The organism is Kribbella sandramycini (assembly GCF_013131805.1).
Taxonomy (GTDB): Bacteria; Actinomycetota; Actinomycetes; order Propionibacteriales; family Kribbellaceae; genus Kribbella; species Kribbella sandramycini.
The window spans coordinates 414,458-439,435 of record NZ_JABJRC010000008.1 but is presented as its reverse complement, the minus strand read 5'-3'; the positions used below and the strand labels follow the sequence as shown (position 1 = coordinate 439,435).

General features: G+C 69.6%; 14 protein-coding genes and 2 pseudogenes. 10 read left to right on the top strand and 6 right to left on the bottom strand.

Translation table 11 applies throughout. The features are described 5' to 3' along the window. Window positions 1-120: 120 nt before the first annotated feature. Both HPO96_RS39310 and HPO96_RS39305 read left to right on the top strand, forming a co-directional pair. Window positions 121-603, top strand: a pseudogene (locus HPO96_RS39310) (AMP-binding protein); the annotation flags it as partial. Further along, a complete protein-coding gene (locus HPO96_RS39305) occupies window positions 601-1,068 on the top strand; it encodes an AMP-binding enzyme (RefSeq protein ID WP_337796870.1) in 468 nt (155 codons plus the stop codon). The pseudogene HPO96_RS39310 and the gene HPO96_RS39305, both read left to right, overlap by 3 nt. Here HPO96_RS39305 and HPO96_RS30110 read toward each other — a convergent pair. The 3 genes from HPO96_RS30110 to HPO96_RS30100 are packed head-to-tail and all read right to left on the bottom strand — an operon-like array spanning window position 1,042 to window position 3,567. Then, window positions 1,042-1,995 carry a R2-like ligand-binding oxidase gene (locus tag HPO96_RS30110; protein ID WP_171677736.1) on the bottom strand — a complete coding sequence of 318 codons (954 nt, stop codon included), beginning with the start codon at window positions 1,993-1,995 and terminating at the stop codon, window positions 1,042-1,044. The genes HPO96_RS39305 and HPO96_RS30110 overlap by 27 nt on opposite strands. After that, complete coding sequence (locus HPO96_RS30105) at window positions 1,995-2,582, bottom strand: TetR/AcrR family transcriptional regulator (protein WP_171677735.1); 588 nt, start codon at window positions 2,580-2,582, stop codon at window positions 1,995-1,997. Before HPO96_RS30105 ends, HPO96_RS30110 begins: the two co-directional genes overlap by 1 nt. Window positions 2,583-2,637: 55 nt before the next feature. Beyond that, window positions 2,638-3,567 carry a TauD/TfdA dioxygenase family protein gene (locus HPO96_RS30100; protein WP_171677734.1) on the bottom strand — a complete coding sequence of 310 codons (930 nt, stop codon included), beginning with the start codon at window positions 3,565-3,567 and terminating at the stop codon, window positions 2,638-2,640. 106 nt (window positions 3,568-3,673) lie between these two features. Here HPO96_RS30100 and larE point away from each other — a divergent pair, with 106 nt between their 5' ends. Then, window positions 3,674-5,143 carry an ATP-dependent sacrificial sulfur transferase LarE gene (gene larE / locus HPO96_RS30095; protein WP_337796867.1) on the top strand — a complete coding sequence of 490 codons (1,470 nt, stop codon included), beginning with the start codon at window positions 3,674-3,676 and terminating at the stop codon, window positions 5,141-5,143. Window positions 5,144-5,250: 107 nt separating this feature from the next. Further along, window positions 5,251-5,634, top strand: coding sequence for a cold shock domain-containing protein (locus HPO96_RS30090; RefSeq protein WP_171677733.1), 384 nt, complete (start codon window positions 5,251-5,253; stop codon window positions 5,632-5,634). Window positions 5,635-5,728: 94 nt separating this feature from the next. Here the strand turns inward: HPO96_RS30090 and HPO96_RS30085 are convergent, their stop codons facing one another. Further along, window positions 5,729-7,540: an MFS transporter gene (locus tag HPO96_RS30085; protein ID WP_171677732.1), complete on the bottom strand. Its 1,812-nt coding sequence runs from the start codon at window positions 7,538-7,540 to the stop codon at window positions 5,729-5,731. Between the two features lie 66 nt (window positions 7,541-7,606). On the opposite strand from HPO96_RS30085, the pseudogene HPO96_RS30080 reads away from it, so the two are divergent. After that, window positions 7,607-8,374: pseudogene (locus HPO96_RS30080) on the top strand (DUF3027 domain-containing protein); the annotation flags it as partial. Between the two features lie 498 nt (window positions 8,375-8,872). On the opposite strand, the gene HPO96_RS30075 reads toward HPO96_RS30080, so the two are convergent. Beyond that, window positions 8,873-9,178, bottom strand: a complete 306-nt coding sequence (locus tag HPO96_RS30075) for a DUF2530 domain-containing protein (protein ID WP_171677730.1) — start codon at window positions 9,176-9,178, stop codon at window positions 8,873-8,875. Window positions 9,179-9,258: 80 nt separating this feature from the next. Here HPO96_RS30075 and HPO96_RS30070 point away from each other — a divergent pair, with 80 nt between their 5' ends. Beyond that, window positions 9,259-10,731 carry an NCS2 family permease gene (locus HPO96_RS30070; RefSeq protein WP_171677729.1) on the top strand — a complete coding sequence of 491 codons (1,473 nt, stop codon included), beginning with the start codon at window positions 9,259-9,261 and terminating at the stop codon, window positions 10,729-10,731. On the opposite strand, the gene HPO96_RS30065 is transcribed toward HPO96_RS30070, so the two are convergent. Further along, entirely contained in the window at window positions 10,692-11,795 is a 1,104-nt protein-coding gene (locus tag HPO96_RS30065; RefSeq protein ID WP_171677728.1) for a hypothetical protein, read from the bottom strand. The genes HPO96_RS30070 and HPO96_RS30065 overlap by 40 nt on opposite strands. Before the next feature lie 82 nt (window positions 11,796-11,877). Here HPO96_RS30065 and HPO96_RS30060 point away from each other — a divergent pair, with 82 nt between their 5' ends. The 4 genes from HPO96_RS30060 (at window position 11,878) to HPO96_RS30045 (ending at window position 24,978) form a co-directional block, all read left to right on the top strand. Beyond that, window positions 11,878-12,327 carry a MarR family winged helix-turn-helix transcriptional regulator gene (locus tag HPO96_RS30060; RefSeq protein WP_171677727.1) on the top strand — a complete coding sequence of 150 codons (450 nt, stop codon included), beginning with the start codon at window positions 11,878-11,880 and terminating at the stop codon, window positions 12,325-12,327. After that, window positions 12,324-13,637, top strand: coding sequence for an MFS transporter (locus tag HPO96_RS30055; protein ID WP_171677726.1), 1,314 nt, complete (start codon window positions 12,324-12,326; stop codon window positions 13,635-13,637). The genes HPO96_RS30060 and HPO96_RS30055 overlap by 4 nt, the downstream gene beginning before the upstream one ends. A 105-nt stretch (window positions 13,638-13,742) precedes the next feature. Then, on the top strand, window positions 13,743-14,960 hold the full coding sequence (locus HPO96_RS30050; protein ID WP_171677725.1) for an MFS transporter: 1,218 nt from the start codon (window positions 13,743-13,745) through the stop codon (window positions 14,958-14,960). After that, window positions 14,908-24,978, top strand: a complete 10,071-nt coding sequence (locus HPO96_RS30045; protein WP_171677724.1) for a non-ribosomal peptide synthetase/type I polyketide synthase — start codon at window positions 14,908-14,910, stop codon at window positions 24,976-24,978. The genes HPO96_RS30050 and HPO96_RS30045 overlap by 53 nt, the downstream gene beginning before the upstream one ends.

Here is a 24,978-nt window from a genome sequence, read left to right as displayed (position 1 = left end):
TGTTCGCCTCGTCGGCCGCGCCGCTCAGGCGGATGTAGATCGAGGCGAGCGGGCGTCGGGACTGCAGCTTCGGGACGCCGTCGGCGTAGCGCGTAGGGGTCATGGTTACGCAGATTACCCGTTCATCACTGCTTCGGCATGGTGATGGGAAACCTCGGAGCCACGACCCACGGCGCGTGCATCGTGCTGCCGGCGCCGGCGTTCGATCCGGCGGCGACGCTGCAAGCGGTCCAGGACGAGCAGTGCACGGCGCTGTACGGAGTGCCGACCATGTTCATCGCTGAGCTCGGACTGACGAACTTCGACAGCTACGACCTGTCGAGTCTCCGGACTGGCATCATGGCCGGTTCGCCGTGCCCGATCGAGGTGATGAAGCGCTGCGTGTCAGACATGCACATGGCTGAGGTGGCCATCTGTTACGGCATGACCGAGACGTCGCCGGTGTCCACGCAGACCCGCCGTGACGACGATCTGGACCGCCGTACGTCGACAGTCGGGCGAGTGCTGCCGCATGTCGAGGTCAAGCTGGTCGACCCGGCCACTGGTCTGGTGGTCGAGCGCGGTGCGACCGGAGAGCTCTGTACGCGCGGCTACTCGGTCATGCTCGGCTACTGGGACGAACCGGCCAAGACGGCCGAGGCGATCGACCAGGCGCGCTGGATGCACACCGGCGACCTCGCAGTGATGCGTGAGGACGGCTATGTGAACATCGTCGGCCGCATCAAGGACATGGTGATCCGCGGCGGCGAGAACGTGTACCCGCGCGAGATCGAGGAGTTCCTCTACACGCACCCCGCGGTGGCCGACGTCCAGGTCATCGGCGTCCCGGATGCGAAGTACGGCGAGGAGCTGTGCGCGTGGATCAAGCTCAAGCCGGATGCGGAGCCGCTGGACGCCGATGCGGTGCGAGAGTTCGCCACTGGGAAGCTGGCACGGTTCAAGATCCCCAAGTACGTTCTGCTGGTGGATGACTTCCCGATGACGGTCACCGGGAAGATCCGCAAGGTCGAGATGCGCGAGACGTCCGTAGGCCTGCTGGGGCTAGCGGACCGCGGCGAGGGCGGCTGAGTCCTCGTCGCCGAAGACGTCCTCCAGCTTCTCGGGGGAGTAGTCGAGGTCGATGCCGGCGACATCCGCGCCGACGGCGGACTCGATGGCGCCGAGACGGCGGGTGGCGCGATCGCCGGCGTACGTCATCAGTGCGGTCGGGTTGATCTCCGGGGGCAGTTCCGGGGAGTTCTCGAGGGCGTACTGGATCTGGACGAGCGCATGCGGGAGCAGCTCCTCCATGGTGTCGGTGACGACCTTCCAGTTCGACTCGTCGGCGGCCACGTGCCGGCGGCAGGTGAACGTGCCCCAGGCCATGTGGCGGCGCTCGTCATCGCCGATGCGGCGGATGAGCTCCTGCATGCCGGGTAGTACCCCGCGGGCCGTGCAGAGGAGGTTCCAGGCGTGGTAGCCGGTCAGTGCCAGGGTGCCTTCGACGACGTGGTTGTAGGTGACGGACGCACGGACCTGGTTGGCGGGGGAGGGGTCGTCGGCCAGTGACTTGAGCGCTACCGGTAGCGCCTCGTAGAAGATGGCTCGGTAGCCCGGATTGGTCTCCACATACCGGTGCAGGTCTTCGGTGACACCTACTGCGTCCAGCCAGAGGCGGAAAACCGCAGTGTGCTTGGCCTCCTCGAAACAGAACTGCGTCAGGTACATCTCGTCGCCGAACCGCCCCTCGGCAGCCATGGCCTGCAGGAACGGCTGCAGGTCCTCGGTCACCGCCTCCTCACCGGCGATGAACTGCGCGCAGAGCATCAGCGCGTTGTCTTTGTCGTTGTCGCTGAGCTCCTGCCAGTCCAGCGCGTCCTGGGTGAAGTCGATGTCGCGGGGGTTCCAGAACTTGCGGTTGCCTTTGTCGAAGAGGCGCAGCGGCAGTGCGTCCCAGTTGAAGCCGCCAGACTTCAGCGAGTTGAAACCCTGCCGGTGCAACGGATTGGTGGTCATCACTGCCTCCTGGACTGGACGAGGAAGGGGCTCAGGACACGAGCCAGCTGCGCCGCCACACTGTCCGGTGGGGGCCCGGGCGTGACTATGTGGCTCAGGACAACGCGGAGCGCGATGTCGACGCAGCTGGTCGCGTCCTGTGGTGGCACCTCGGGCCAGTGCTCACGGACGTGGGCGTCCAGCGCCTGGTGACTCACCTCCAGCAGTTGCTGCCCCCGTGTGGTCAGCAGCTGGCTGGCCTGGTCCGATCCCGGCTGACCCAGCATCGCCTTCACCAGCGGGTTCTCCCCGGCCAGTGTGAGCGCCCGGCTGACCGCGGCCTGCAAACCGGCGATCGGGTCGGGTGACTCGGCGAGTGCCGCGTTCACGTCCAGCAGGAACCGTTCCGTCTCACGGGTGGTGACTGCCTGCAGCAGCCCCCACTTGTCGCTGAACTCGTTGTAGACGGTCTGCCGGGACACTCCGGCACGGCGGGCCACTTCGGCCATCCGCAGCCCGTCGTACCCGCCGGCCACGATCGCGTCGTACGCAGCGTCCAGCAGCTCGTCACGCAGCCGTCGTTTGGTGCGGTCCGCGAACGAGTCCATGAGACAGATGGTTTACAGATCTGCCTGAAGTGTCAAGAGGTCAGACGTCAACTGCCTAGTTGTCAAGTGATGAGAAGTGGGCCGCGTCCCCGGTCCGCGGCGTACTGCGGACGCCGTCCACGCTGACCGGGACGTCGCCGGCCAGTGTGATCCGGTGCAGCCGGCGCGGCTGGTCGTCGTAGTCCGCGACGCCGTAGTGCTGGGTGGCGCGGTTGTCCCAGATCGCGAGGTCGCCGGGCTGCCACTGCCAGCGGACGGTGTTGTCGAGATTGGTGATCCGGTTCTGCAGCAGCTGGAACAGCGCGGTCGTCTCGGTGCTGCTCAGCCCGACGAACCGGCGGACGAAGTGCCCGAGGACGAGCGCGCGCTCGCCGGTCTCCGGATGCACGCGCACGACCGGGTGCTCGGTCTCGAAGAGCTTCGACTCGAACTCCTTCTGGTACTCCTCGAACTTCACGTCGACACCGCCGACCCGGCCCTCGTCGGCGTGCCCGGCGTAGTCGTACACGTTGCTGTGCACGGCCCACAGCCGGTCGACGAGCGCCTGCAGCGGCGCCGGGAGTTTCGCGTACGCCGTCACCGTGTTCGCCCAGGTCGTGTTACCGCCGTACGCCGGGAGCGTGACCGCGCGCAGCAGGCTGATCGCGGGGATCCGGTCCACGAACGTGACGTCGGTGTGCCAGCTGTTCGCCTTGCTGTAGTCGGAGTCGATCGGCAGCACGTTCGCGGCGCCGTCCACGCTCCTCGAGGTCGGGTGCGCGAGGGTCGGCGTCCCGAGCAGCTTCGCGAAGGCGAGCTGACCGGCGTCGTCCAGCTCGTGCTGGTCGCGGAAGAAGATCACCTTGTGGTCGAGCAGGGCCTGCCGGATCGCGGCGACGGTCTCCGGCGCCAGCCCGCCGCCGAGCCGGACGTTGCCGATCACCGCGCCGATCGCACCACCGGCCTTGTCGACGGTGATCTCGGGCGCTTCGAGCTGAGCGGTCATATTTGCCTCCAAGGGTTCTGTCCATAATCCGATTGATTCAGTGCACTTAACAGCCGTTTCGGGATGCGAGACCGGCCTGTCGGCGGCAGGACGTAGGGTTGGGGACGTGTCAACCGCCGACCTGCAGCCCGCCCCCGCCGGGTACGACGTGCCGGAGCTCGTGGTCGGCTTCGACCTGGACATGACGCTGATCGACTCCCGCCCGGGCATCCGCGCGGTCTGGGAGCTGCTCGCCGCGGAGACCGGCGTCCCGATCGACTCCGACCTGGTCGTGAGCCGCCTCGGCCCGCCGCTGACCTGGGAAATGGCGAACTGGTTCCCCGCCGATCAGGTCGACGCGATGGTCGCGCGCTACCGCGAGCACTACCCGTCGCAGGCGATCACCGGCAGCCTGCCGCTACCCGGCGTCGCCGAGTCGCTGGCCGCGATCCGCGCCCTGCACGGGCGGACGATGGTCGTCTCCGCGAAGTACACGCCGTCCGTGAAGCTGCACCTGAAGCACCTCGGCCTGGATGTCGACGAGCCCGTCGGCGATCTGCACGGCGCTGAGAAGGGCACGGCGCTGCGCGCGCACGGCGCCTCGATCTTCGTCGGCGATCACACCGCCGACATCGACGGCGCGCAGGCGGCCGGCGCGGTGGCGGTCGCGGTCGCGACCGGCCCGTTCACGGCGGACGAGCTGCGGGCGTACGGCGCGGATGTCGTGCTCAACGATCTGACCGAGTTCCCGGCCTGGCTCGACGCGTACGTGCTCGAGCAGCGGCTGGAGGCGTTGATGAAACGCCTGACGAGCTACGACAAGCTGGTCGTCGCGTTCAGCGGCGGCGCCGACTCGGCCTTCCTGCTGGCCGCGGCCGCCCGCGCGATCGGCGCGGCGAACGTGGTCGCCGCGACGGCGATCTCGCCGAGCCTGCCGGTCGCCGAGCTGGAGCCCGCGGCCCGGTTCGCCGACGGTCTCGGCGTCCGCCATGTCACCCCGCACACGCACGAGATGGAGCGCGAGGGTTACCAGGCCAACGCCGGGGACCGGTGCTACTTCTGCAAGGCCGAGCTGGTCGAGACGCTGCAGCCGATCGCCGACGAGTTCGGTATCCCGGCGATCGCCACCGGCACGAACGCCGACGACGCGAAGGCCGGCTTCCGCCCGGGCATCCGGGCCGCCCACGAGCGCGGCGCGATCACCCCGCTGAAGGACGCTCGGCTGACCAAGGCGCAGATCCGCGCGGCCTCGCGCAGCTGGGGGCTCGCGACCTCGGACAAACCGGCCGCGGCCTGCCTGTCCAGCCGGATCGCGTACGGCGTCCGGATCACGCCGAGCCTGCTCGCGCGGGTGGATCGGGCCGAGCAGGCGGTCCGCGCGCGACTGACGGCGTACGGCGTCCAGAACGTGCGCGTCCGCGATCTGGGGGCGAGCGCGAGTATCGAGATCGACCGCGAGCTGCTCGACCGGGTCGACCACGGCGAGCTCGTCGCGGCGGTGGTCGCCGAGGGCTTCCTGGCCGCTCAGCTCGACCCGCGCGGTTTCCGGTCCGGATCGATGAACGAGCGGCTGCCGGATCCGGAGAAGTACCGGTGAGCACGATTTCCCAGAGGCGCTGACGCCGCCGTTCACGTACGCTGGGTAGCCGATCGGGCCGCCCGCCCGGTCAGGGTTTTCCGACGATTGATTTTGAAGAGGTTCCCGTGCCCGTTGGCAAGGTCAAGTGGTATGACTCCGAGAAGGGGTTCGGCTTCCTCAGCAAGGAAGAGGGCGGTGACGTCTACGTCCGCGCCGAGGCGCTGCCGGCCGGAGTGACCAACCTCAAGCCCGGCCAGAAGGTCGAGTTCGGGGTCGTCGAGGGCCGTAAGGGCGAGCAGGCGCTGCAGGTCCGGCTGATCGACCCGCCGCCGTCCGTGGTGAAGGCGATGCGCCCGAAGCCGGAAGAGATGCAGCTCGTCATCGAGGACCTGATCAAACTCCTCGACAACCTCGGCGAGGGCTACCGCCGCGGCCGGCACCCGGACGGCAAGGCCGCCCGCCAGGTCGCCACCGTCCTGCGCGGCGTCGCCGACAAACTCGACATCTAAGCGGTCGTCACTGGCCAGATCACCGAGCCGATCGGCATTCAGCCGGTCGGCCGGCTGCCGTTGTCGGGCTCCGGCGGCGTGTGATGCAGCTGAGTTAGCGCGGCGGGTCGGTACGGCGGTTGTTCTCCAGGGTGGGCTCTTCGGCCCAGGGGGCGGTCTGCTCGTCGGCGTCGTCCTCGGGCTGGCCGCTCCACCACTTACCGACCGGCTGCTGCGGTTTCTCGACCTTGATCTCGACGGTGGGCTCGGCGCCGTCCTCCTGCGGGCGCTCCGCGCGATGCGCCCGCTGCTCGGCGATGCTCGTGGTCATGACCGTGCGCGTCGTACTGCGGGGCTCGGAGGGTTTGGGCTGTTTCGGCGCGCCTGGACGGCGGACGCCGCCGACCCCGGGGACACCGGACGGTTTCATCCGCAGGACCAGGAAGACGGCGACCAGCAGCACCGCGGCGAGGAAGCCGAAACCGAGCCGCGGGATCAGCGGCAGCACGATGCCGCAGCCGCCGCCGAGCACCCACGACAGCTGCAGCACGGTCTCCGAGCGCGCGAACACCGACGTCCGGACGGTCTCGGGGACGTCGCGCTGGATCATCGCGTCCAGCGAGAGCTTGCCGAGCGAGCTGCACGAGCCGGCCACCAGGCCGAGCGCGATGAGTATCGGGAACCCGTAGAAGATCGCGACCAGGACGGCGATCGCCGCGTCGGCGAGCAGCACGACCAGGACGACGGTCTCGGGTTTTCGGGCCTTGAGCAACGATCCGGCCAGCGTGCCGAGGCTGTTGCCGATACCGGCCGCGGCGACCACCGCGCCGGCCGCGACCGTGCCGTTGATGCCGGCGATGGGCTGGTCGCGGAGCAGGAACGCCAGATACATGGTCAGGAAGCCGGAGACGAACCGCAGGCCGAGGTTGCAGCGGATGCCGCGGGCGACGGCCGCGGTGATCGCCTTCCGCCGGGCCTCGCGGCCCGCCGTACCGGTCATCTCCTCGCCGGCCGGCGAATCGACCGCGGCGGGCAGCCGGATCGCGAGGATCAGGCCGACGCCGTAGACGACGGCGGCCCAGCGCAGCGACCACTGCGGGCCGATCGCGGCGAAGGCTCCGGCGATCCCGGCGCCGACGGTCGCGCCGGCGACACCGGCCAGCGAGATCCGCGAGTTGGCCGTGACGAGCGTGATCTCCTTGGGGAGCAGCCGTGGGACGGCGGAGGCGCGGGTGACGCCGTACGCCTTGGAAGCCACCAGACAGCCGAGGGCCGCGGGGTAGAGCCAGACCGAGCTGCTGTCGTTGATCGAGGCGGCCAGGCTCCAGACCAGGAAGCCGCGGGCGCCGAGCGTCGCGCCGATCGCCCAGCGGCGGCCGTGGCGGAACCGGTCCAGGATCGGGCCGATCAGGGGGGCCATCAGCGCGAACGGCGCCATCGTGAGGAGCAGGAAGAGGGCCACCCGGTCGCGCGCCTGGTCGCTGGGGACGGTGAAGAAGACCGTGCCGGCCAGGGAGACCGCGAAGGCGGTGTCGCCCGCGGCGTTGACCGCGCCGAGCTCGATCAGCCGGGACAGGCCGGACTCGCGCGCACCCTGGGCGCCGGTCAGTCCGCGGATCCGCCGCCCGGTCCAGCGGCCGACGTTGCCGCCGACGGTCGCGGTCTTCTTGGACGCCGCGGCGACGCCCGTCGCGCCGACCTTGGACGCGCGGCCGACCCGCCGGCCCGCGGTGCCGAGGCGCTCGCGCGCGGCGCCGACCCGCTCGCCGGTCGACTTCTTCGGACCCGCACCCGCCCCCTCGCCGCCCGGCTTTCGCGCACCCGCACCCGCCCCCTCGCCGCCCGGCTTTCGCGCACCTCGGGTCGCGCCCGGGCCCGGCGTACTGCCGGTGCCGCGCGGCTGGTCGGCCGGGTCTGGCGTGTGCATGTCTCCATCCTGCCTCGTGCCGGGGACAGAGCGCAGTCACGGCGCGTTCGAACGATGACCGGAGACATGCGAGAATGGGCGACCGTGACCCCCGTCAAGACTCCGGAACCTGTGCGCGCCAAGGCCGACGCGGTCTGCGTCGCCGCGATCGATGCTGCCCGTGAGGCCGCGATCGACGAAGCGGGCGCCGCGCAGATCGGCGAGTACCTCGGTCATCTGGTCGAGGGTGAGCGCCTCGTCACGCACTACTTCGCCTCGACGCACCCCGGCTACCGCGGCTGGCGCTGGGCGGTCACGCTGACCCGCGCCTCGCGCGCGAAGACGGTCACCGTCAACGAGGTCGTCATGCTGCCCGGCGGCGAGGCGATCGTCGCGCCCGAGTGGGTGCCGTGGTCCGAGCGCGTCCAGCCCGGCGACCTGCGCCCCGGCGACCTGTTCCCGACCCCGGCCGACGACCCGCGGCTCGAGCCCGGGTTCAACGACACCGGCGCCGATGACGAAACGCTCGAGATCGTCGAGGAGCTCGGCCTCGGTCGCGAGCGCGTGCTCTCCCTGTTCGGCCGCGACGAGGCCGCCGACCGCTGGTACGCCGGTGAGTTCGGCCCGTCGTCCGCGATCGCCCAGGCCGTTCCGTACAAGTGCGTCGGCTGCGGCTACTGGATCCGCCTCGGCGACAGCCTCGGCCGCTCCTTCGGCGCCTGCGCCAACGAGATGGCCCCCGGCGAAGGCCGCGTCGTCGCCTCCGACTACGGCTGCGGCGCCCACTCCGACGCCGTCATCGACATCACCGAGCCCCCGGTCGCCGACCACGCCTTCGACACCACCGGCTACGACACCCTCGAGCTGGCCGCCGATGCAGACGCCGTCCAGGCCGAGGTCGAAGCCACCGACGAACCCCAGTCCGACGCCGACCTGACGGCCACCGAGCCGGTTGTCGTCGCCGAGTCGGACGCTGGGCCGGCTGATGCCGTGGCCGACGTTTCGGAGTCCGCTGCCGGCGCCGAGTCTGCCGAGAGCTAGTTCGACCTGTGGCTGAGCCGGCGGACTTCCCGTACCGGTTCGAGCTCCTGGCAAGCCTCAGCACGCTCATCCTGCTCTGAGAGTCTCCCAGTCTGCAGCGAGAGATCTTGACCGCCGCCTGGGCTCGTCGCCTGGACAACTGACTGCGGACGGCGGCGCAGGAATGGACCGTGGTGCAGCAGCCGGGCCGATCTATCGGGATTGGCCCGACACCTGCACGAACACGCTGCACCGCACACGTTCCGACCGGAGACCAAGTCCCCGAATGTGAGCCAACGGCAGGCGGTAGCCGGGTTGGCGCGCGGGGGCTGATTAGTCGCGGACGGGGTGGCCGGCTTTGATTTTGGTCCAGCGGCGGTGGCAGTACCAGAGGCCGATCCAGCCGAGGGCGAAGCCGGCGGCGGCTACCCAGAGCCACCATTCGAGGCCGTCGCGTTCGAGGGTGGGGCGGAAGATGAGGAGGATGACGAAGGCCACGGCCCAGGTGGCGATGCCGACGACGACGGTGGGGATACCGGAGAGGTCGAGGGGTTTGACGTCGGCGTGGACCAGCTCGCCGCGGGCGAGTTGGCTGGTGGGGTCGGTGCGCTTCTTGGGCGCGGGCTGCTCCTCCGTCACGGGTCCACCATAGACGGCCGGTCCGAGCGACTGGCGGATAGTGCTCGCGACGGGGTGGCTGAACCTGAGACCATGCGGTTATGAGCTCGTCCCAGGCCGCGACGGCCCGCTCCGGATCGAATCCCTTCGACTCGTTCTTCAAGATCAGTCAGCGTGGCTCCACGGTCGGCCGGGAGATTCGCGGTGGGCTGGTCACGTTCTTCACGATGGCGTACATCGTGGTGCTGAACCCGTTGATCATCGGCTCGGCCAAGGACGGCGACGGGCAGTTCATCGGCGGTGGGCTGGACTCGGGGGCCGCGATCGCCAAGGTGGCGGTGACGACGGCGCTGGTGGCGGGGATCGTCACGATTCTGATGGGGCTGGTGGCGAACTTCCCGCTGGCGCTGGCGACCGGGCTCGGGCTGAACGCGTTCATCGCGTTCAGTGTGGCGAGCAAGATGACGTGGGCCGATGCGATGGGGCTGGTGGTGATCGAGGGCCTGATCATCTTGGTCCTGGTGCTGACCGGGTTCCGGAAAGCGGTGTTCGAGGCGGTGCCGGTGCAGCTGAAGGTGGCGATCAGCGTCGGCATCGGGTTGTTCATCGCGTTCATCGGCGTCGTCGACGCGGGGTTCGTACGGCGGACCGACGCGCCCGGGGCGCCCCCGGTCGAACTGGGTGTCGGCGGCAACCTTCGGGGCTGGCCGGTGGTGGTGTTCGTGGTCGGGCTGATCCTGATCATCACGCTGTACGCGCGGAAGGTCAAAGGCGCGATCCTGATCGGGATCGTCGCGGCCACGATTCTCGCGATCATCGTCGAGGCGATCGCCAAGATCGGCGGCCGGACGCCGGAGAACCCGAGCGGCTGGGGGCTGAGCGTGCCCGCGCTCCCGGATCAGATCTTCACCACGCCGAATTTCGATCTGGTCGGCGAGTTCAACCTGTTCGGCTCGTTCGAGCGGATCGGCGTGATCTCCGCGCTGCTGCTGATCTTCACGCTGATGCTGGCCGACTTCTTCGACACGATGGGCACGATGACGGCGATCGGCGCCGAGGCGAACCTGCTCGACAAGGACGGCAACCCGCCGAACTCGCAGCGCATCCTGATCGTCGACAGCGTCGCGGCCGCGGCCGGCGGCGCGGCGTCGGTGTCGAGTAACACCTCGTACATCGAGTCCGCTTCAGGTGTCGGCGAGGGGGCCCGGACCGGCCTGGCCAGTGTGGTGACCGGGGTCTGCTTCCTGATCTCGATGGTCGTCGCGCCGCTGGTCACCCTCGTCCCGTACGAGGCGGCGACGCCCGCGCTGATCCTGGTCGGCTTCCTGATGATGACCCAGGTGAAGGGGATCGACTTCGACGATCTCGAGGTTGCGTTCCCGGCCTTCCTGACGATCATCCTGATGCCGTTCACGTACTCGATCACGGCCGGGATCGGCGCCGGATTCGTCTCGTTCGTCGTCCTCAAGGCGGTCCGCGGCAAGGCCCGGCAGGTGCACCCGCTGATGTGGATCGTGTCGGCGCTGTTCGTGATCTACTTCGCGATCGGCCCGCTGTCCGACTGGCTCACCTGAGCCCGCAGGACGAGGTAATCGGCCCGGGCTGCGAACAGTGAGCGCAGCTCGGCGCTGACGTTGTCCAGGAACTCCTCCCGGTACGACGAGTCGGTCAGCAAGGCGATCGAGTAGTACAGCCCGGTGAAGTTGGCGATGCCGATGGCAACCTTCACCAGGCTGGCGCTCAACAGCATCTCGTGACCGAGAAACTTCAGCTCCAGTGACCACGAGCCGACCGGGATACTCCAGGACTCGTAGATCGAGGCGCTGATCCCGAGCATGCCGAAGGCAACGAAGAACAGCCCGACCCCGGTGCTCACCACCAGCGCCTGAACCCATTGCCGGATCACCAGATTCACGCTCAGGTTCAGCCGCTGCACCCGCCGCAGCGGCGGATCCGACTTGACGTCGTCCTCGATCGCATCCAGCTCCTTCGGCAGCCGGACCATCAGGAACAACGTGCTCAGCAGGGTGAACGCGAGCACCGACAGCACGATGAACGCGACCGGCATCCCGGAGAAGACCTGCCACATCTCGGTGTTGATGAACAGCACCAGCGAGAAGACCAGCAGCAGCGGCAGCGCCCGGACCAGGCTGGTCAGCGAGTTCGCCAGCTCGCCCGCGATCCGGCGCAGACTCCAGTACGTCGTCGCGATCAGCCCGTAGCCGACGACGACGTACACGGCGCCGACGAGCAGCAAGTTGCCGATGGCAAAGACGAAGAACTGCTTCAGCTGGTTCTCGGTGACCAGCGGCAGCAGCGCCGGCAGGAACACGAACACCGCCAGCTCCGGCAGGCCGAACCGGCTCGGGAACGAGAAGAACGGGCGCTTGCGGACCACGTTCAGGACGCCGAATGCAGTGATCAGCACGAGTAGCGCCAGCCCGGCCGCCAGCACGTTCTGCCACACCTTGTCCTTGAGTGAGGTCGCGCCGAGCATCTCGGTCAGGAACACCAGCGTGAGCAGCGGCGCGGCCCGGTTGAAGATGTCGTGCGTCGGCGAGAAGTCCTCGATGAACAGTGGCAGCCCGGCCCGCCGGAACTGCCGCTCGTACTGCGCGAGCTCAGCTGACGTCCCCATGGCACCGAACTCTAGACCACCGGGAATACCACTTGGTGGACCGGCGTTTTAGTTAGCAAAGGTAATGAGTTAAGGTAACGATATGCCGGAAGTGGTAGCACAGCAGGTGAAGAGCGACGTCGGGCTGGCGAGCGCGCTGCGGTCGTCGACGCTGCGGTTGTCCCGGCAGATCCGCCGGCAGCGCGAGCCCGGTCACGAGCTGACCGCGAACCAGCTCTCCGTGCTCGGCGCGCTGGCCAAACACGAGCTGATGACGATCGGCGAGCTCGCCGCGCACGAGCAGGTGAAACCGCCCTCGATGACGCGGATCGTGACGACGATGGAGGAGTCCGGGCTGGTGGTCCGGCGTCCGCATCCGTCCGACAAGCGGCAGATCACCGTCGAGCTGACACCGAAGGCCGACGAGCTGATCCTCGCGAACCGCCGGCGCCGCGACGAGTGGCTGCAGACCAAGCTGAAACAACTGACCCCCGAGGAGCGTGACATCCTGCGTAAGGCAGCACCGGTACTGGAACGGCTGGCCGCCCGATGAGCCCGACGTTCCGGGCCTTCCGCGTCCGCAACTTCCGGCTCTACGCCACGGGCGCGATCGTCTCGAACGTCGGCACCTGGATGCAGCGCGTCGCTCAGGACTGGCTGGTCCTCGAGCTGACCCACTCCGGCACGGCCCTGGGGATCGTCACCGGTCTCCAGTTCGCCCCTGCCCTCCTCCTCGGCCCGTACGCCGGCCTCGTGGCCGACCGGTTCCCGAAGCGCAAACTGCTGATGGTCACCCAGGTCTGGATGGGCATCGCCGCCCTCCTGCTCGGCACGCTCACCGTGACCGGCCTGGTCGAGCCGTGGCATGTCTTCGCGCTCGCCTTCCTGTTCGGGATCGGTACGGCGTTCGACGCGCCGGCCCGGCAGGCGTTCGTGGTCGAGATGGTCGGCCGCGACGACCTGTCGAACGCCGTCGGCCTGAACTCGGCGTCGTTCAACGCCGCCCGCCTGATCGGCCCCGGCCTGGCCGGTCTGCTGATCCACTGGATCGGCACCGGTCCGGTGATCATCGCGAACGGCGTCAGCTACGCGGCCGTCATCTTGTCGCTGCGCCTGATGCGGCGCTCGGAGCTGCACACCCCGAAGGTCGCGGGCCGCGACAAGGGCATGATCCGGGACGGCATGCGCTACCTGTGGCGCCGTCCGGATCTGATGATGGTCCTGGTCACCGTCGCCTTCGCCGGGATGTTCGGCCTGAACTTCCAGCTCACCTCGGCCCTGATGGCGACCGAGGTCTTCCACAAGGGCGCGGGCGAGTTCGGCATCCTGGGCTCGATCCTCGCGATCGGCTCGCTGTCCGGCGCCCTGCTGGCCGCGCGCCGGGTGCGGATCCGGGCCCGGCTGGTGATCGGCGCCGCGATCGCGTTCGGCCTGCTCGAGGTGGTCAGCGCCGTGATGCCGTCGTACCTGACCTTCGCCGTCGTGCTCCCGTTCGTCGGCCTGGCCTCGCTGACCATGCTGACCGCGGCCAACGCGACCATGCAGCTCAGCATCGAGCCGACCATGCGCGGCCGGGTGATGGCCCTCTACATGTCCGTCCTGATGGGCGGTACGACGATCGGCTCACCGCTGATCGGCTTCGTCGGCCAAGAGCTCGGCGCCCGCTACTCGCTGATCGTCGGCGGCGGCCTGACCGTGCTCGGCGCCATCGGCTCGGTCCTCTACTTCTCGCACCGCCGCGGCCTCTCGATCCGCCCCCGCCTGCTGCCCCGCCCGCGACTCGACATCCTCCCGCAGTCCGAGCTCCTGGCCGAGAAGGCCGTCGTCGAGACCGGCCCGGTCAAGGATCCGCGGGTCGCCTGAAGGTTGGCGAAGAATTACGCCGACGCGTAGCGACCTGGGCAGAACCTTTCTAGTCTGTCGCCCACCTGGGTAACCGCCCCGCCCAGGCAGGAGGGAGCACGCGGAATGACGCGCGCCTTCTGGCTTCTGCTGAGCGGCTACACCGCGTCGTCGTACGGCAACTATCTGAACTTGGTTGCCCTCGGTCTGTTCAGCTTCCACTGGTCGCAAAGCACCTGGGTCACGGGTGCGGTGATGGCGATCCGGCTCGGCTCCGGCTTCCTGGCCGGGCTGATCGCCGGCCGGGTCCTGCTCCGGCTGCCGCGCCGGCCGCTGCTGGTCGGGCTCGACCTCCTGCAGGCGGCCGCGATGCTGGTTCTGATCCTCGCGCCGAGTCTGATCACGCTGGTCGCGGTGGCGCTCGTCCTCGGCTTCGGCAACACCACCTTCGTGGTGGCGTTGCGCAGCGCGATCCCGGAGCTGGTCGGGGTTGATCAACGGGCCCGGGCCAACGGCCGGGTGGTGACCGGCCGCTCGCTGGCCAGCGTGTTCGGATTCGGCACGGCGGCGCTCGTGATCGATCTCGGCGGCTACGACCTCGCCTTCGCCGTGAACGCCGCGTCCTTCCTGATCTCGGCGGCCCTGCAGAGTTTCGTGGTCTGGCCGCCACGAACCGCCGTCCGGACGCCGGGCGACGAACCGGCCAAGGATCGGCTCCGGCCGTGGCAGCTCCTGCCGGGGCTGATCCTGGCGATGGTCGCCGTCCGCGGCGTCGACGCTCTCGCCTCGGCCGGGCACAACGTCGCGCTCCCCATCTACGCCACCCTGACCGCGCCGGACAACCCCGCCGCCGTCAGCGCGCAGTTCTTCACCGCCTGGGCGATCGGCAGCGTCAGCGCCCATCAGCTGGTCAGCAGGGTCCTGAAGCGCCTTGACCACCGCGCCTTCGCCCTCGCGACCTGCGCGATGTCGGTGTGCTTCGTGCTCGCCTTCACCGGGTTGCCCGCGGCGGGGCTGATCGCGGTCGCGTTCCTGGCCGGGGTCGCCGACGGAGTGAGCGAGATCGGCTACCTGTCCACCTTGCAGGCCCGGCCCGAGGAGCAGCGGACGCGGGTCTTCGGCCTGTCCGCGAGCGTGGAGAACTCGGCGTTCGCGGGCGGGATGCTGCTCGCCGGCGGCCTGCTCGACGTCCTGCCCGTACTGCCGGTCGTCGCCGGTCTGCACGGGATCGCGGTGACCGGCGTCCTGATCTTTCTGGTCGTGTCGAGTGGGTTGTTCCCGAGGAGGCATCATGGCGAACTCGTCGATCGTGCACGGCCCGCGGCCGGTGCCGACCCCGGCTGATCCGGCCGATGCGGTCCAAGCGCTGTTCCGGGCCGCCGCCGAGTTCCCGACGGCGGGTGCGGGCACGCCCGCCGGGCTCCTGACCTATCCGGAGCTGCTCGACCGGGCGCGCCGGATGCTGACCGGACTGCGCTCGCACGGCGTGACGCCCGGCGCTGCGGTGATCCTGTACGGGCTCGCGGCCGAGGACTTCTTCGGCGCGTTCTGGGCCTGCATCCTCGGCGGACTGCGGCCCGCGCCGATCAGCGATCCGACAGCGGCCGAACGCCTCCGGCACACCTATCAGCTGCTCGACGAGCCGCTGATCCTGACCGATTGCGCCAATCCGATCGACCTGCCGACGATCACCGTCCAGAATCTCGCCGGGCTGGAGCCGGCCGTCGAGTTCCACGAGCCGGCGCCGGACGACGTCGCCGTACTGATCCTCTCGTCGGGCAGTACCGGCGCACCGAAGGCGGCCGCGCTCACGCATCAGGCGCTGGCCGAGTTCGCCCTTGGATCCCGGCTGCTCATCGACGTCCGGCCCGGCGAGACGATGCTGAACTGGCTGCCGCTCGACCACAGTGCCGCACTGCTGCTGTACCACGTCCTGCCGGTGTTCGCCGGGGCGACCGGAGTTCACTTGCCGACTGCCGACGTCCTTGCGAATCCCCTGCTCTGGTTGGAGAAAGTAGCCGAGTATCAGGTGCAGCACACCTGGGCGCCGACCTTTGGGCTGCAGCTGCTCACCGATGCGTTGCCGGCTGGGCGGACGTTCGATCTGCGCGGCGTCCGGTCCATCGTGAGCGGCGGCGAGCAGATCGTGCTGGCGGTCGTCGAGCGGTTCCTGGATGGCGTGGGGCTCGAGCGGTCCTGTTTCCGGCCTGCGTGGGGGATGGCCGAGACGGCAACGGGTATTACCTTCGGCCGCTTGACCGACCCTGGGTGTGTGGTCCGGGTGCGGAGGGCGCCGTTGGAGCTCGCCGGTCCGGAGGTGCCCGAGGCTGAATGTACGACGTACGTCGCGGTCGGCGTCCCGGCCGCGGGGGCTTCGATCCGGGTGGTCGGTGCGGACGACGAGGTGCTGCCGGAGCTGCGGATCGGGCGGCTGCAGGTGCGATCCAACCGCATCACCACGGGCTACGTGAACAACCCGGACGCGACCGCGGCCACGTTGCCGGACGGCGAATGGCTGCGGACCGGCGACCTGGCCTTCGTCGCCGCCGGGCAGCTGGTGATCACCGGCCGCGAGGGCGACACCGTGGTGGTCAACGGGAACACCTTGTTCTGCCACGAGATCGAGGGGGTCGCTGCGGCGGCCGCCGGGGTCAATCCGAACGCGCTCGGTGCGGTCGGGATACCGAACGCGACAACGGGCACCGAGGATCTGGTGATCTTCGTCGAGGCGGGCGATGAGGTGGTGCCGGCGATCAAGGCGGCGGTCTTCGGGCGACTCCGGCTGACGGCGGACGTCGTCGTCGTACCGGCCGGGGAGTTTCCGCGGACGGCGAGTGGAAAGGTTCGGCGCAACGAGTTGCGGGATCGGTACGCCGCTCGGCGTCCGGCATCGGCTCGTGAGGTGACGGCCGAGGTCAGCCGGTTGTTGGCGGAGCTGGCGGGGCGGCCGGTGGCTGCGGATACCCCGTTCTACGAGGTGGGATTGACGTCGGTCCAGCTGACGCGGTTGCGGGCGATGCTGGCTGAGCGCTTTGGGGTCGAGGTGCCGGCGACGGTTCCGTTCGAGTACCCGACAGCGGTCGCCTTGGCCGGCTGGCTCACCGGCGCCGAACCGCTCGCGGCAGCGCGTGCGAGCGAGGTGGCTGCGGCGGACCAGCGGGTTGCGATCGTCGGCATGGCCGCGCGCTTCCCCGGGGCGCGGACAGTGGATGAGTTCTGGGCGAACCTGTGCGGGGGAGTGGACAGCGTCACCGTCGCCGACAGTGCGGACGGATGGGTGCGTGCGGGCGGGGTGCTCGACGACGCGGAGGGGTTCGACGCGGCGTACTTCGGGCTGTCGCCGCGGGAGGCCGCGCTGACCGAACCGGCTCATCGGCAGTTCCTGGAGGTTGCGTACCAAGCCTTGGAGCACGGGGGATACGCCGACTCGGCCGGGCAGCGGATCGGCGTCTACGCCGGGTCGGGGATGAACCTGTACGGACACCAGGACCGGCTGAACCCGCCGGCCGGCGAACAGCCCGTCGACGTCCCGACAGCGATGCAGGCGACGATCGGCAGTACGGCGGACTTCCTCGCCAGCCGGGTCGCGTACCGGCTCGGGCTGACCGGGCCCGCGATCGGCGTCCAGACCGCGTGCTCGACGTCGCTGGTCGCGGTTCATCTCGCGGTGCAGGCGTTGCTCGCGTCCGACGCGGATCTCGCGCTGGCGGGTGCGGCGGCGATCCGGCTGCCGCAGGACGCGGGGTACCGGTACGTGCCCGGCTCGATCCTGTCGCAGAGCGGGCGCTGCCGGCCGTTCGACGCGGAGGCCGACGGAACGGTCGGCGGGAACGGCGTCGCCGCGGTGCTGCTGAAGCGGCTGGACCGCGCGATCGCCGACGGCGACACGATCCACGGGGTGATCCTCGGCAGCGCGGTGAACAACGACGGCACCGGCAAGGTCGGGTTCACCGCGCCGAGCGTGCCGGGGCAGGTCGACGTCGTCCGCCGGGCGCTCGACCGGGCCGGCGTCGGCCCCGAGTCGATCTCGTACGTCGAAGCCCACGGGACCGGGACGGCGCTGGGCGACCCGGTCGAGTTCGCGGCGCTGGCCCAGGTGTTCGGCGCACCGGAAGCCCGTGCGGCGCGGTGCGGGCTGGGATCGGTGAAGGCGAACGTCGGGCATCTGGATGCCTGCGCGGGAATGGCCGGTCTGCTCAAGACCGTCTTGATGTTGCGGCACGGCCGGATGGTTCCGACGATCAATCTGCGTCGGCCGCATCCCGAGTTGCGGATCGAGAGCAGCCCGTTCGAGTTGGTCACCGAGACGCGCGACTGGCCGGTCGGCGACGGGCCGCGCCGGGCCGGGGTCACCGCGCTCGGCGTCGGCGGGACGAACGCGCACGTCGTCCTCGAAGAACCGCCGGCCCCGGCGCCTCGTGATCACAGTGCGACCGAGGCGGTCGTGGTGCCGCTGTCGGCGACGTCGTCGACAGCGCTGGCCGAGCTGGTCGATTCGCTGCGGGAGCGGTTGACGGCGACGCCGGAGTTGCCCGCGGTCGACGTCGCGACGACGTACGCGCTCGGCCGGCGGCACCATCGGTATCGGGTCGCCGTGGTCGGTACCGATGCGAGTTCGCTCGCTGCCGCGCTCAGCCGGGTGACGATCGCGGAACCCCGTACTCCCGGGCGGTTGGCGTTCGCGTACTCCGGCCAGGGGGCGTCGTACCCGGGGATGTCCGAGTGGCTCGCCGGGCGGTTCGAGGTTGCGCGGGCGGTGTTCGACGAGGTGTCGCAGCTGCTGGGGGACGACGTCCTGACCAGCGAACGCGAGGAGCTCGCCCAGGTTGCGTTGTTCGCGCACCAAGTGGCTTGGACGGAGGTGTGGCGGACGCTCGGCGTCGTCCCCGAGATGGTTCTCGGACACAGCGCCGGCGAGTACGCCGCCCTGTACGCGGCGGGCGGCCTGTCGCTCGCCGACGGGGCGCGGCTGATGGCTCGCCGTGGTGAGCTGATGTGGACGCGGATGCAGCCGGGCGCGATGATCGCCGTCGCCGTGGACCACGCGTCGGGTGCGAAGCTCGCGGCCGAATGCGGTCTGGAAGTTGCCGCCGTCAACGGTCGGGATCGGTTGGTGTTCTCCGGCTCCACAGCAGCCGTGTCCACCGCAACCGAGCGCCTCGACCGCACCGGCATCCCCTGGCGCCGCCTACCGGTCGCCCGCGCCTTCCACTCCGCCCTCGTCGACCCGATCCTCGACGACCTCCGAACCGCCGCCGACCAGCTCACCTTCCACCCCCTCACCCTCCCCTTCATCAGCACCCTCGACGGCACCCGCCGTACCCAAATCACCAGCACCTACCTAACAGACCAAGCCCGCCACCCCGTCCGCTTCGACCTAGCCACCGCAACCGCAGCCCACCAAGGCGCCACCCACTTCCTAGAACTAGGCCCCACCCCCACCCTCACCCCCCTAGCCCCCCGAGCCGCCCCCAACACCACCTGGCTCCCCACCTCCCCACCCCACTTCCCCCAAACCCTCGCCACCCTCTACACCACCCCCCACCCCCTCACCTGGCACCCCCTAACCCCCGGCCACCGAACCCCCCTCCCCGGCCACCCCCTAACCCCAACCGTTCCTGGAGTTTCTGGGCCTCCGGAGCCAAGCCCCAAACCAGCCGTCAGGCCTACTCCAACTGCTGTTACGGCGAGTGCTGTACCGGTTGCTCCGGGGGTGGTTGGCCGGTTGCGGGGGTTGGTTGCGCCGGTGCTTGGGGTGGAGCCGGAGGAGATCCGGGCGGATGTTTCGTTCCTCAGCTTGGGGGCGGATTCGCTTTCGCTCATGCGGTTGGTCGGCGATCTTGCTGACACCTTCGGGGTGACCGTGCCGATGCGCTCGCTGTTCGGCGACCTCGACACGCTTGAGAAACTCGCCGCACACCTCGGCGCCGAGCCCGAGCCGCAACTGCCTGCAACCCCCACCGACCTGCCCGAGGCCCCCGCCGACCTGCAGCAGATCGTCGACCGGCAGCTCACGATCGCCGAACGCCTGATGGAACGCATCACCAACCTGATGTCCGACCAGTTGGCGCTCCTCGGCGGCACACCCAAGCAAGACAGCCCGCAGCAACTGGAGAGCCCGCGTGAACCAGCGCAGGCCGTGGAGCGGCCGCGGGTGGAACCACAGGTCACGCCGGGCCGGCAGACCAGGTGTGACTTCAGTTTGTACTTCTTCGGCGACTACCCGGACTCGGCCGCGCAGGACAAGTACGGACTGATCCTCCAGGCAACAGAGTTCGCCGACCGAAGCGGGTTCCACTCGGTGTGGTTGCCGGAGCGGCACTTCCATTCGTTCGGCGCGCTGTTCCCGAACCCGTCCGTCCTCGCCGCCGCACTCGCCACCCGGACGAGCCGGATCCGGCTCAACGCGGGCTCCGTCGTCCTCCCGCTGCATCACCCGATCCGCGTGGCCGAGGAGTGGTCCGTCGTCGACAACCTGTCCGGTGGCCGGGTGGGGTTGTGTGTGGCGAGCGGCTGGCATGCGCGCGACTTCGCCCTCGCTCCTGATGCCTATGGCAACCATCGTGCCGAGATGTACGAGCGGCTCGAAACGGTTCGTCAATTATGGGCCGGCGCGACGATCACCGCGACCGCCGGCGACGGGAAACCCACCGAGCTGCAGCTCTTCCCGCGGCCGCTCCAGGACGAGCCGCCGCTGTTCACCGCCGTCGTCGGCAACCCGCAGTCGTACGAGCTTGCCGCCCGCAACGGCCTCGGCATCGTCACCAACCTGATGGCCCAATCCATCGAGGACCTCGCCGCCAACGTCGCCCGGTATCGCGCCACCCGCGCCGAGCACGGCCTCGACCCGGACGCCGGACGCGTCGTCGTACTGCTGCACACCTACCTCGGCGACGATCTGCACACCGTCCGGGCCGCGGCGTACCAGCCGTTCTGCGACTACCTCCGCTCTTCCCTCTCCCTGTTCGGCCAAGTCACGAACAGCCTCGGCTTCCAGATCGATCTGGAGAAGACCGCGCCCGACGACGTCGACTTCCTGCTCGGCCAGGCCTACCAGCGGTACTGCGAATCCCGCGCCCTGATCGGCACGCCGGACAGCTGCCGCCCGATCGTCGATCAACTGGTCGCGATCGGCGTCGACGAGATCGCCTGCTTCGTCGACTTCGGCCTCGCCCCCGAGCAAGTCATGACCAGCCTCACCGCGGTAGACGGGCTCCGCGCCGAGTACGCCGAAGACCGCGGCCGCGCGCTGACCCCGCCCGAGCGCCGAATCTGGTTCCTCGAACAACTGAACCCCGGAGCAAACACGTACCACGAACCGAAAGCCATCGAACTCCACGGCCCCTTGAACCCGACAGCGCTCCGCGGCGCGCTCCAACGCGTCGTCGACCGCCACCCGGCCCTCCGCACCGAGTTCGGCCAGGTCGACGGCGAGCCCCGCGCCTGGGTCCGCCCGACCGCCCACCTCGACTGCCCGCTGGTAGATGCTAACGGCAACGACCTGCATGACGTCCGCCTCGGCGAGCTCGATCTCGGCACCGCCCCGCTGGTCCGGGCCCAGCTCGTCCGCCACACCGAGAACCACCATGTTCTACTGCTCGTCGGTCACCACATCATCTGGGACGCCGCCTCCACCGCGACCGTCGTCCGCGACCTCGGCACGTACTACCAGGCCTGGCCCGCCGACCCCGGCCTGCCTCCCGCCACCGACGGCCTCCGCGCCGGCGAACCGGCCGATCCCGCCTTCTGGCTGACCGAGCTGGCCGACGCCCCCGAGCTCCGCCTGCCCACCGACCGACCACGGTCGCAGACTCCGATCGGCCGCTCGCTGACCAAAGTGCTGAACAGCGAGCTCAGCAACCGCGTGCACTCCTTCGCCGCGAGCGAGGGCGTCACCGTCTTCAGTGTCCTGCTCGCCGGCCTCGGCACGGTGCTGTCCCGCTTCAGCGGGCAACGCGACTTCGTCATCGGCACCGGCGTCTCCGGCCGGGACCGCGAGGCAGCCGACGCCGTCGGCATGTTTGTCGACACCCTCCCGCTACGCCTCCGCTTCCCTACGGACGCAGGCTTCACCGACCTGGCCCGGTCGTTCGGCCTGGCCCTGATGGATGCTCTCGACCACCGCGACGTGCCGTTCGAGCAGATCGTCGCCGAGCTCAACCCGGACCGCGCACCCGGCCGCAATCCGCTGTTCGGCGTCCTGGTCGAGTTCGAGCGCGGGACCAGCGCGGTCGAGTTCGCGCCGGACATCTCGGCCGCGCTCCAGGACTTGCCGAGCGAGCGGGCGCCGATGGACCTACTGCTCTACCTGACCGCAAGCCCGGCGGGGATCGAATGCGTCGTCGAGTACGACGCGAACCTGTTCGACGACACCACGATCGACCGGCTGCTGGCCTATTTCGAGCTGACCCTCGAGAACGCAACCGGCCAAGACGCCCAACCGGCGTTGTCCCAGCTGGACGAACAACTCCTGCCCGCGCTGGAGGGTGAGCCGGGCGCCGCGCCGGAGTACTGCCTGCACGAGCTCTTCGAACAGCAAGCAGCGGTCAACCCGCAGGCGATCGCCCTGTCCGGCGACTTCGGCGCGCTGACCTACGCCGAACTCGACCAGCGCGCGAACGACGTCGCCGCCGCGCTACTCGAATTCGGCGCCCGCCCTGGCGAGCTGATCGCCTGCTGCCTGCCGCGCGGCATCGAGCAGATCGCTGTCCTGCTCGGCGTCCTCAAGTCCGGCGCCGCCTACCTCCCGCTGGACCCGGAGGCGCCCATCGAGCGCTTGCGTTTCCTCCTGGACGACGCGCGCCCGATCGCCCGGGTGACCTGCGCGGGGATGCCGGACCTGGGTGAGGGGCCGACCCTGTGGCTGGAAGAGCTCGTCCGCGGCTTACCGACGCCAGTCAAGGCGACGCCCGGCGATCTCGCCTACGTCATGTACACCTCCGGATCGACCGGTACGCCGAAGGGCGTGCTGGTCCCGCATCGCGGACCCGTGAACCATGTGCTGGCCTACCGGGCAACCCATCCGGCGACCAGGGCGCTGCAGTGGGTCGCGCCGACGTTCGACGTGAGCGTGCACGAGATCTTCACGACGTTCGCCGCCGGGCAGACGCTGATCCTGATCGACGATGCCGCGCGCTACGACCCGGGCGAGCTCGCCGAGAAGATCCGCCGCTTCGAGGTCGAGCGGATCGCGATGCCGTTCAGCGCCGTCCACTCGTTACTGTCGGCCCGGCCCGAGTTGCCGTCGTTGCGTGAGATCTACTCGGCCGGTGAGGCGACGACGCCCGGCGCCGCTGAGCACGAGTTCCTCGCGGCGCACCCGGATTGCATGCTGTACAACGCCTACGGGCCGACCGAGTCGTCGATCATCGTGACCGAGTACAAGGTCGGCCCGGGGGAGACCCAGCCGCCGATCGGCCGGCCGATCGCGGGTGTCCGAGTGCGGCTGCTCGACGCGGATCGCCGTCCGGTACCGGTCGGCGCCGTCGGGGAGATCTGCGCCGAAGGGGTGTGCGTCACCGACGGCTATCTGAATCGGCCGGACGAGACGGCCGCGGCGTTCTTCGCGTCCGGCTGGTATGCGACCGGCGACCTTGGGCGTTGGCGATCCGACGGGATGCTGGAGTTCCACGGCCGCGTCGACGACCAGATTCAACTGCGCGGTATCCGGATCGAGCCGGGCGAAGTGCGCGCCGCGATCCTCGACCACCCGGAGGTACAGGCGGCCGCGGTCGTGGTCCGCGATGGTGAGCTGGTCGGGTACACGGTCGGCGCCGTCGACCACGATGCCCTGACCGACCACCTCGCGGAGCGACTGCCGCGGTACCTGGTGCCCCGGCGCTGGGTCGCGCTGGAGCGGTTGCCGTTGACCACGACCGGCAAGCTCGACCGCGCGTCGTTGCCGGCCCCGGCGTCCGATCGCGCGCGGGTTGCCCCGGCGACCGCGGCCGAGCAGGAGCTGCAGGCGATCTGGTGCGAGGTCCTGCGCCGCGACGACATCGGCGTGACGGATTCGTTCTTCGAGCTGGGCGGGCATTCCCTGCTCGCCGTCCGGCTGCTGAATCGGTTGCGGGCGGCAACAAGTGTCGACCTGACGCTGTCGGAGTTCTTCCGCTCGCCCACCATCCGCGCGCTGGCCGGACCGGAGACCGCGCCGCTGACGTTCGCGCAACGACGGCTGCTGCGACGGCGTCGCGGCCGGTCGGATGCCTCGGTCTACAACATCGTCGGACGGGTCGACATCACCGGCGAGCTCGATCCGGAGCGGCTACGGCGCGCGCTGCAGGAGCTGGCCCAACGACATGGCGCGTTGCGGACCAGAGTGGTTGACGATCGCCAGGAGGTCCTGCCGGCTGTCGCAGCCGAACTGCCGGTGACGGATCTGCCGGATGACGAAGCCCGGATCCGGGACTGGTTTCGCGACACCGCGCAACCGGCACTGGAGCCGAGTACGGCGCCGATCTGGCGGGCCCGGCTCGGGCGGGTCGCCGCGGATCGATGGGTCCTGGCGCTGGCCGTCCATCACATCGTCTTCGACGGATGGTCGCAGGGCCTGTTCTGGTCCGAGCTGTCCGCTTTGTATTGCGGCGAGGAGTTGGCGACGCCGGAGGCCGACTACGCCGACTACGCCCGCTGGGAACAAGAGTCGCTGACCGGAACGCACCGAGCGAAACTCGAAGCGTTCTGGCGGGACGAACTCGCCGGCGCCACGGTTCGCCCGGCCCTGCCGATCGACCATCCGCGGCCCGTCAAGCTGTCCGGGCGCGGCGCCACCCACCATCTGGAGTTGCCGACCGAGTTGATCACCGCGCTCCGATCCGCGGCGACCGCAGCTGGGACGACGCCGTACGTGCTGATCGCGACCGCCTTCGCGGAGTGGCTGGGCGCGTTGTGCGGCCACGAGGAAGTCGTGCTGCCGGTGTCCAGCGCTCGCCGGGGGCGATCCGAGTACGACGGGGTGATCGGCAACATCGGGGAAGCCGTCCTCGTCCGGGTGCGGCTCGATGCCGACGATCTGGTCGCGGAGACGGCTCGGTCGCTCTACTCGGCCCTCGACCATGAGGCGCTGCCGTTGGGCGAGGTCGTCCGCGTCGCGCTCCCGCACGAGGCCGGACTGCCCTTCCCGGCCGTGCTCTTCACGGTGATCACCACCCCACCGGCCGCCTTGGTCCTGCCGTGGGGTGAGTTTCGGGTCCGCCCGCAACCTTCCGTGGGTCAGGCCCGGACCGAGTTGTACGTCGTCTTCACGCTCACCGATGCCGGGCTCACGCTGGATATCGAGTACTCGACCGACCTGTTCGCGCCGGAGACCATCGCCACCTGGGCCGCCGAGCTGACCAGGAGCCTGGCTGATCGGGTGTGA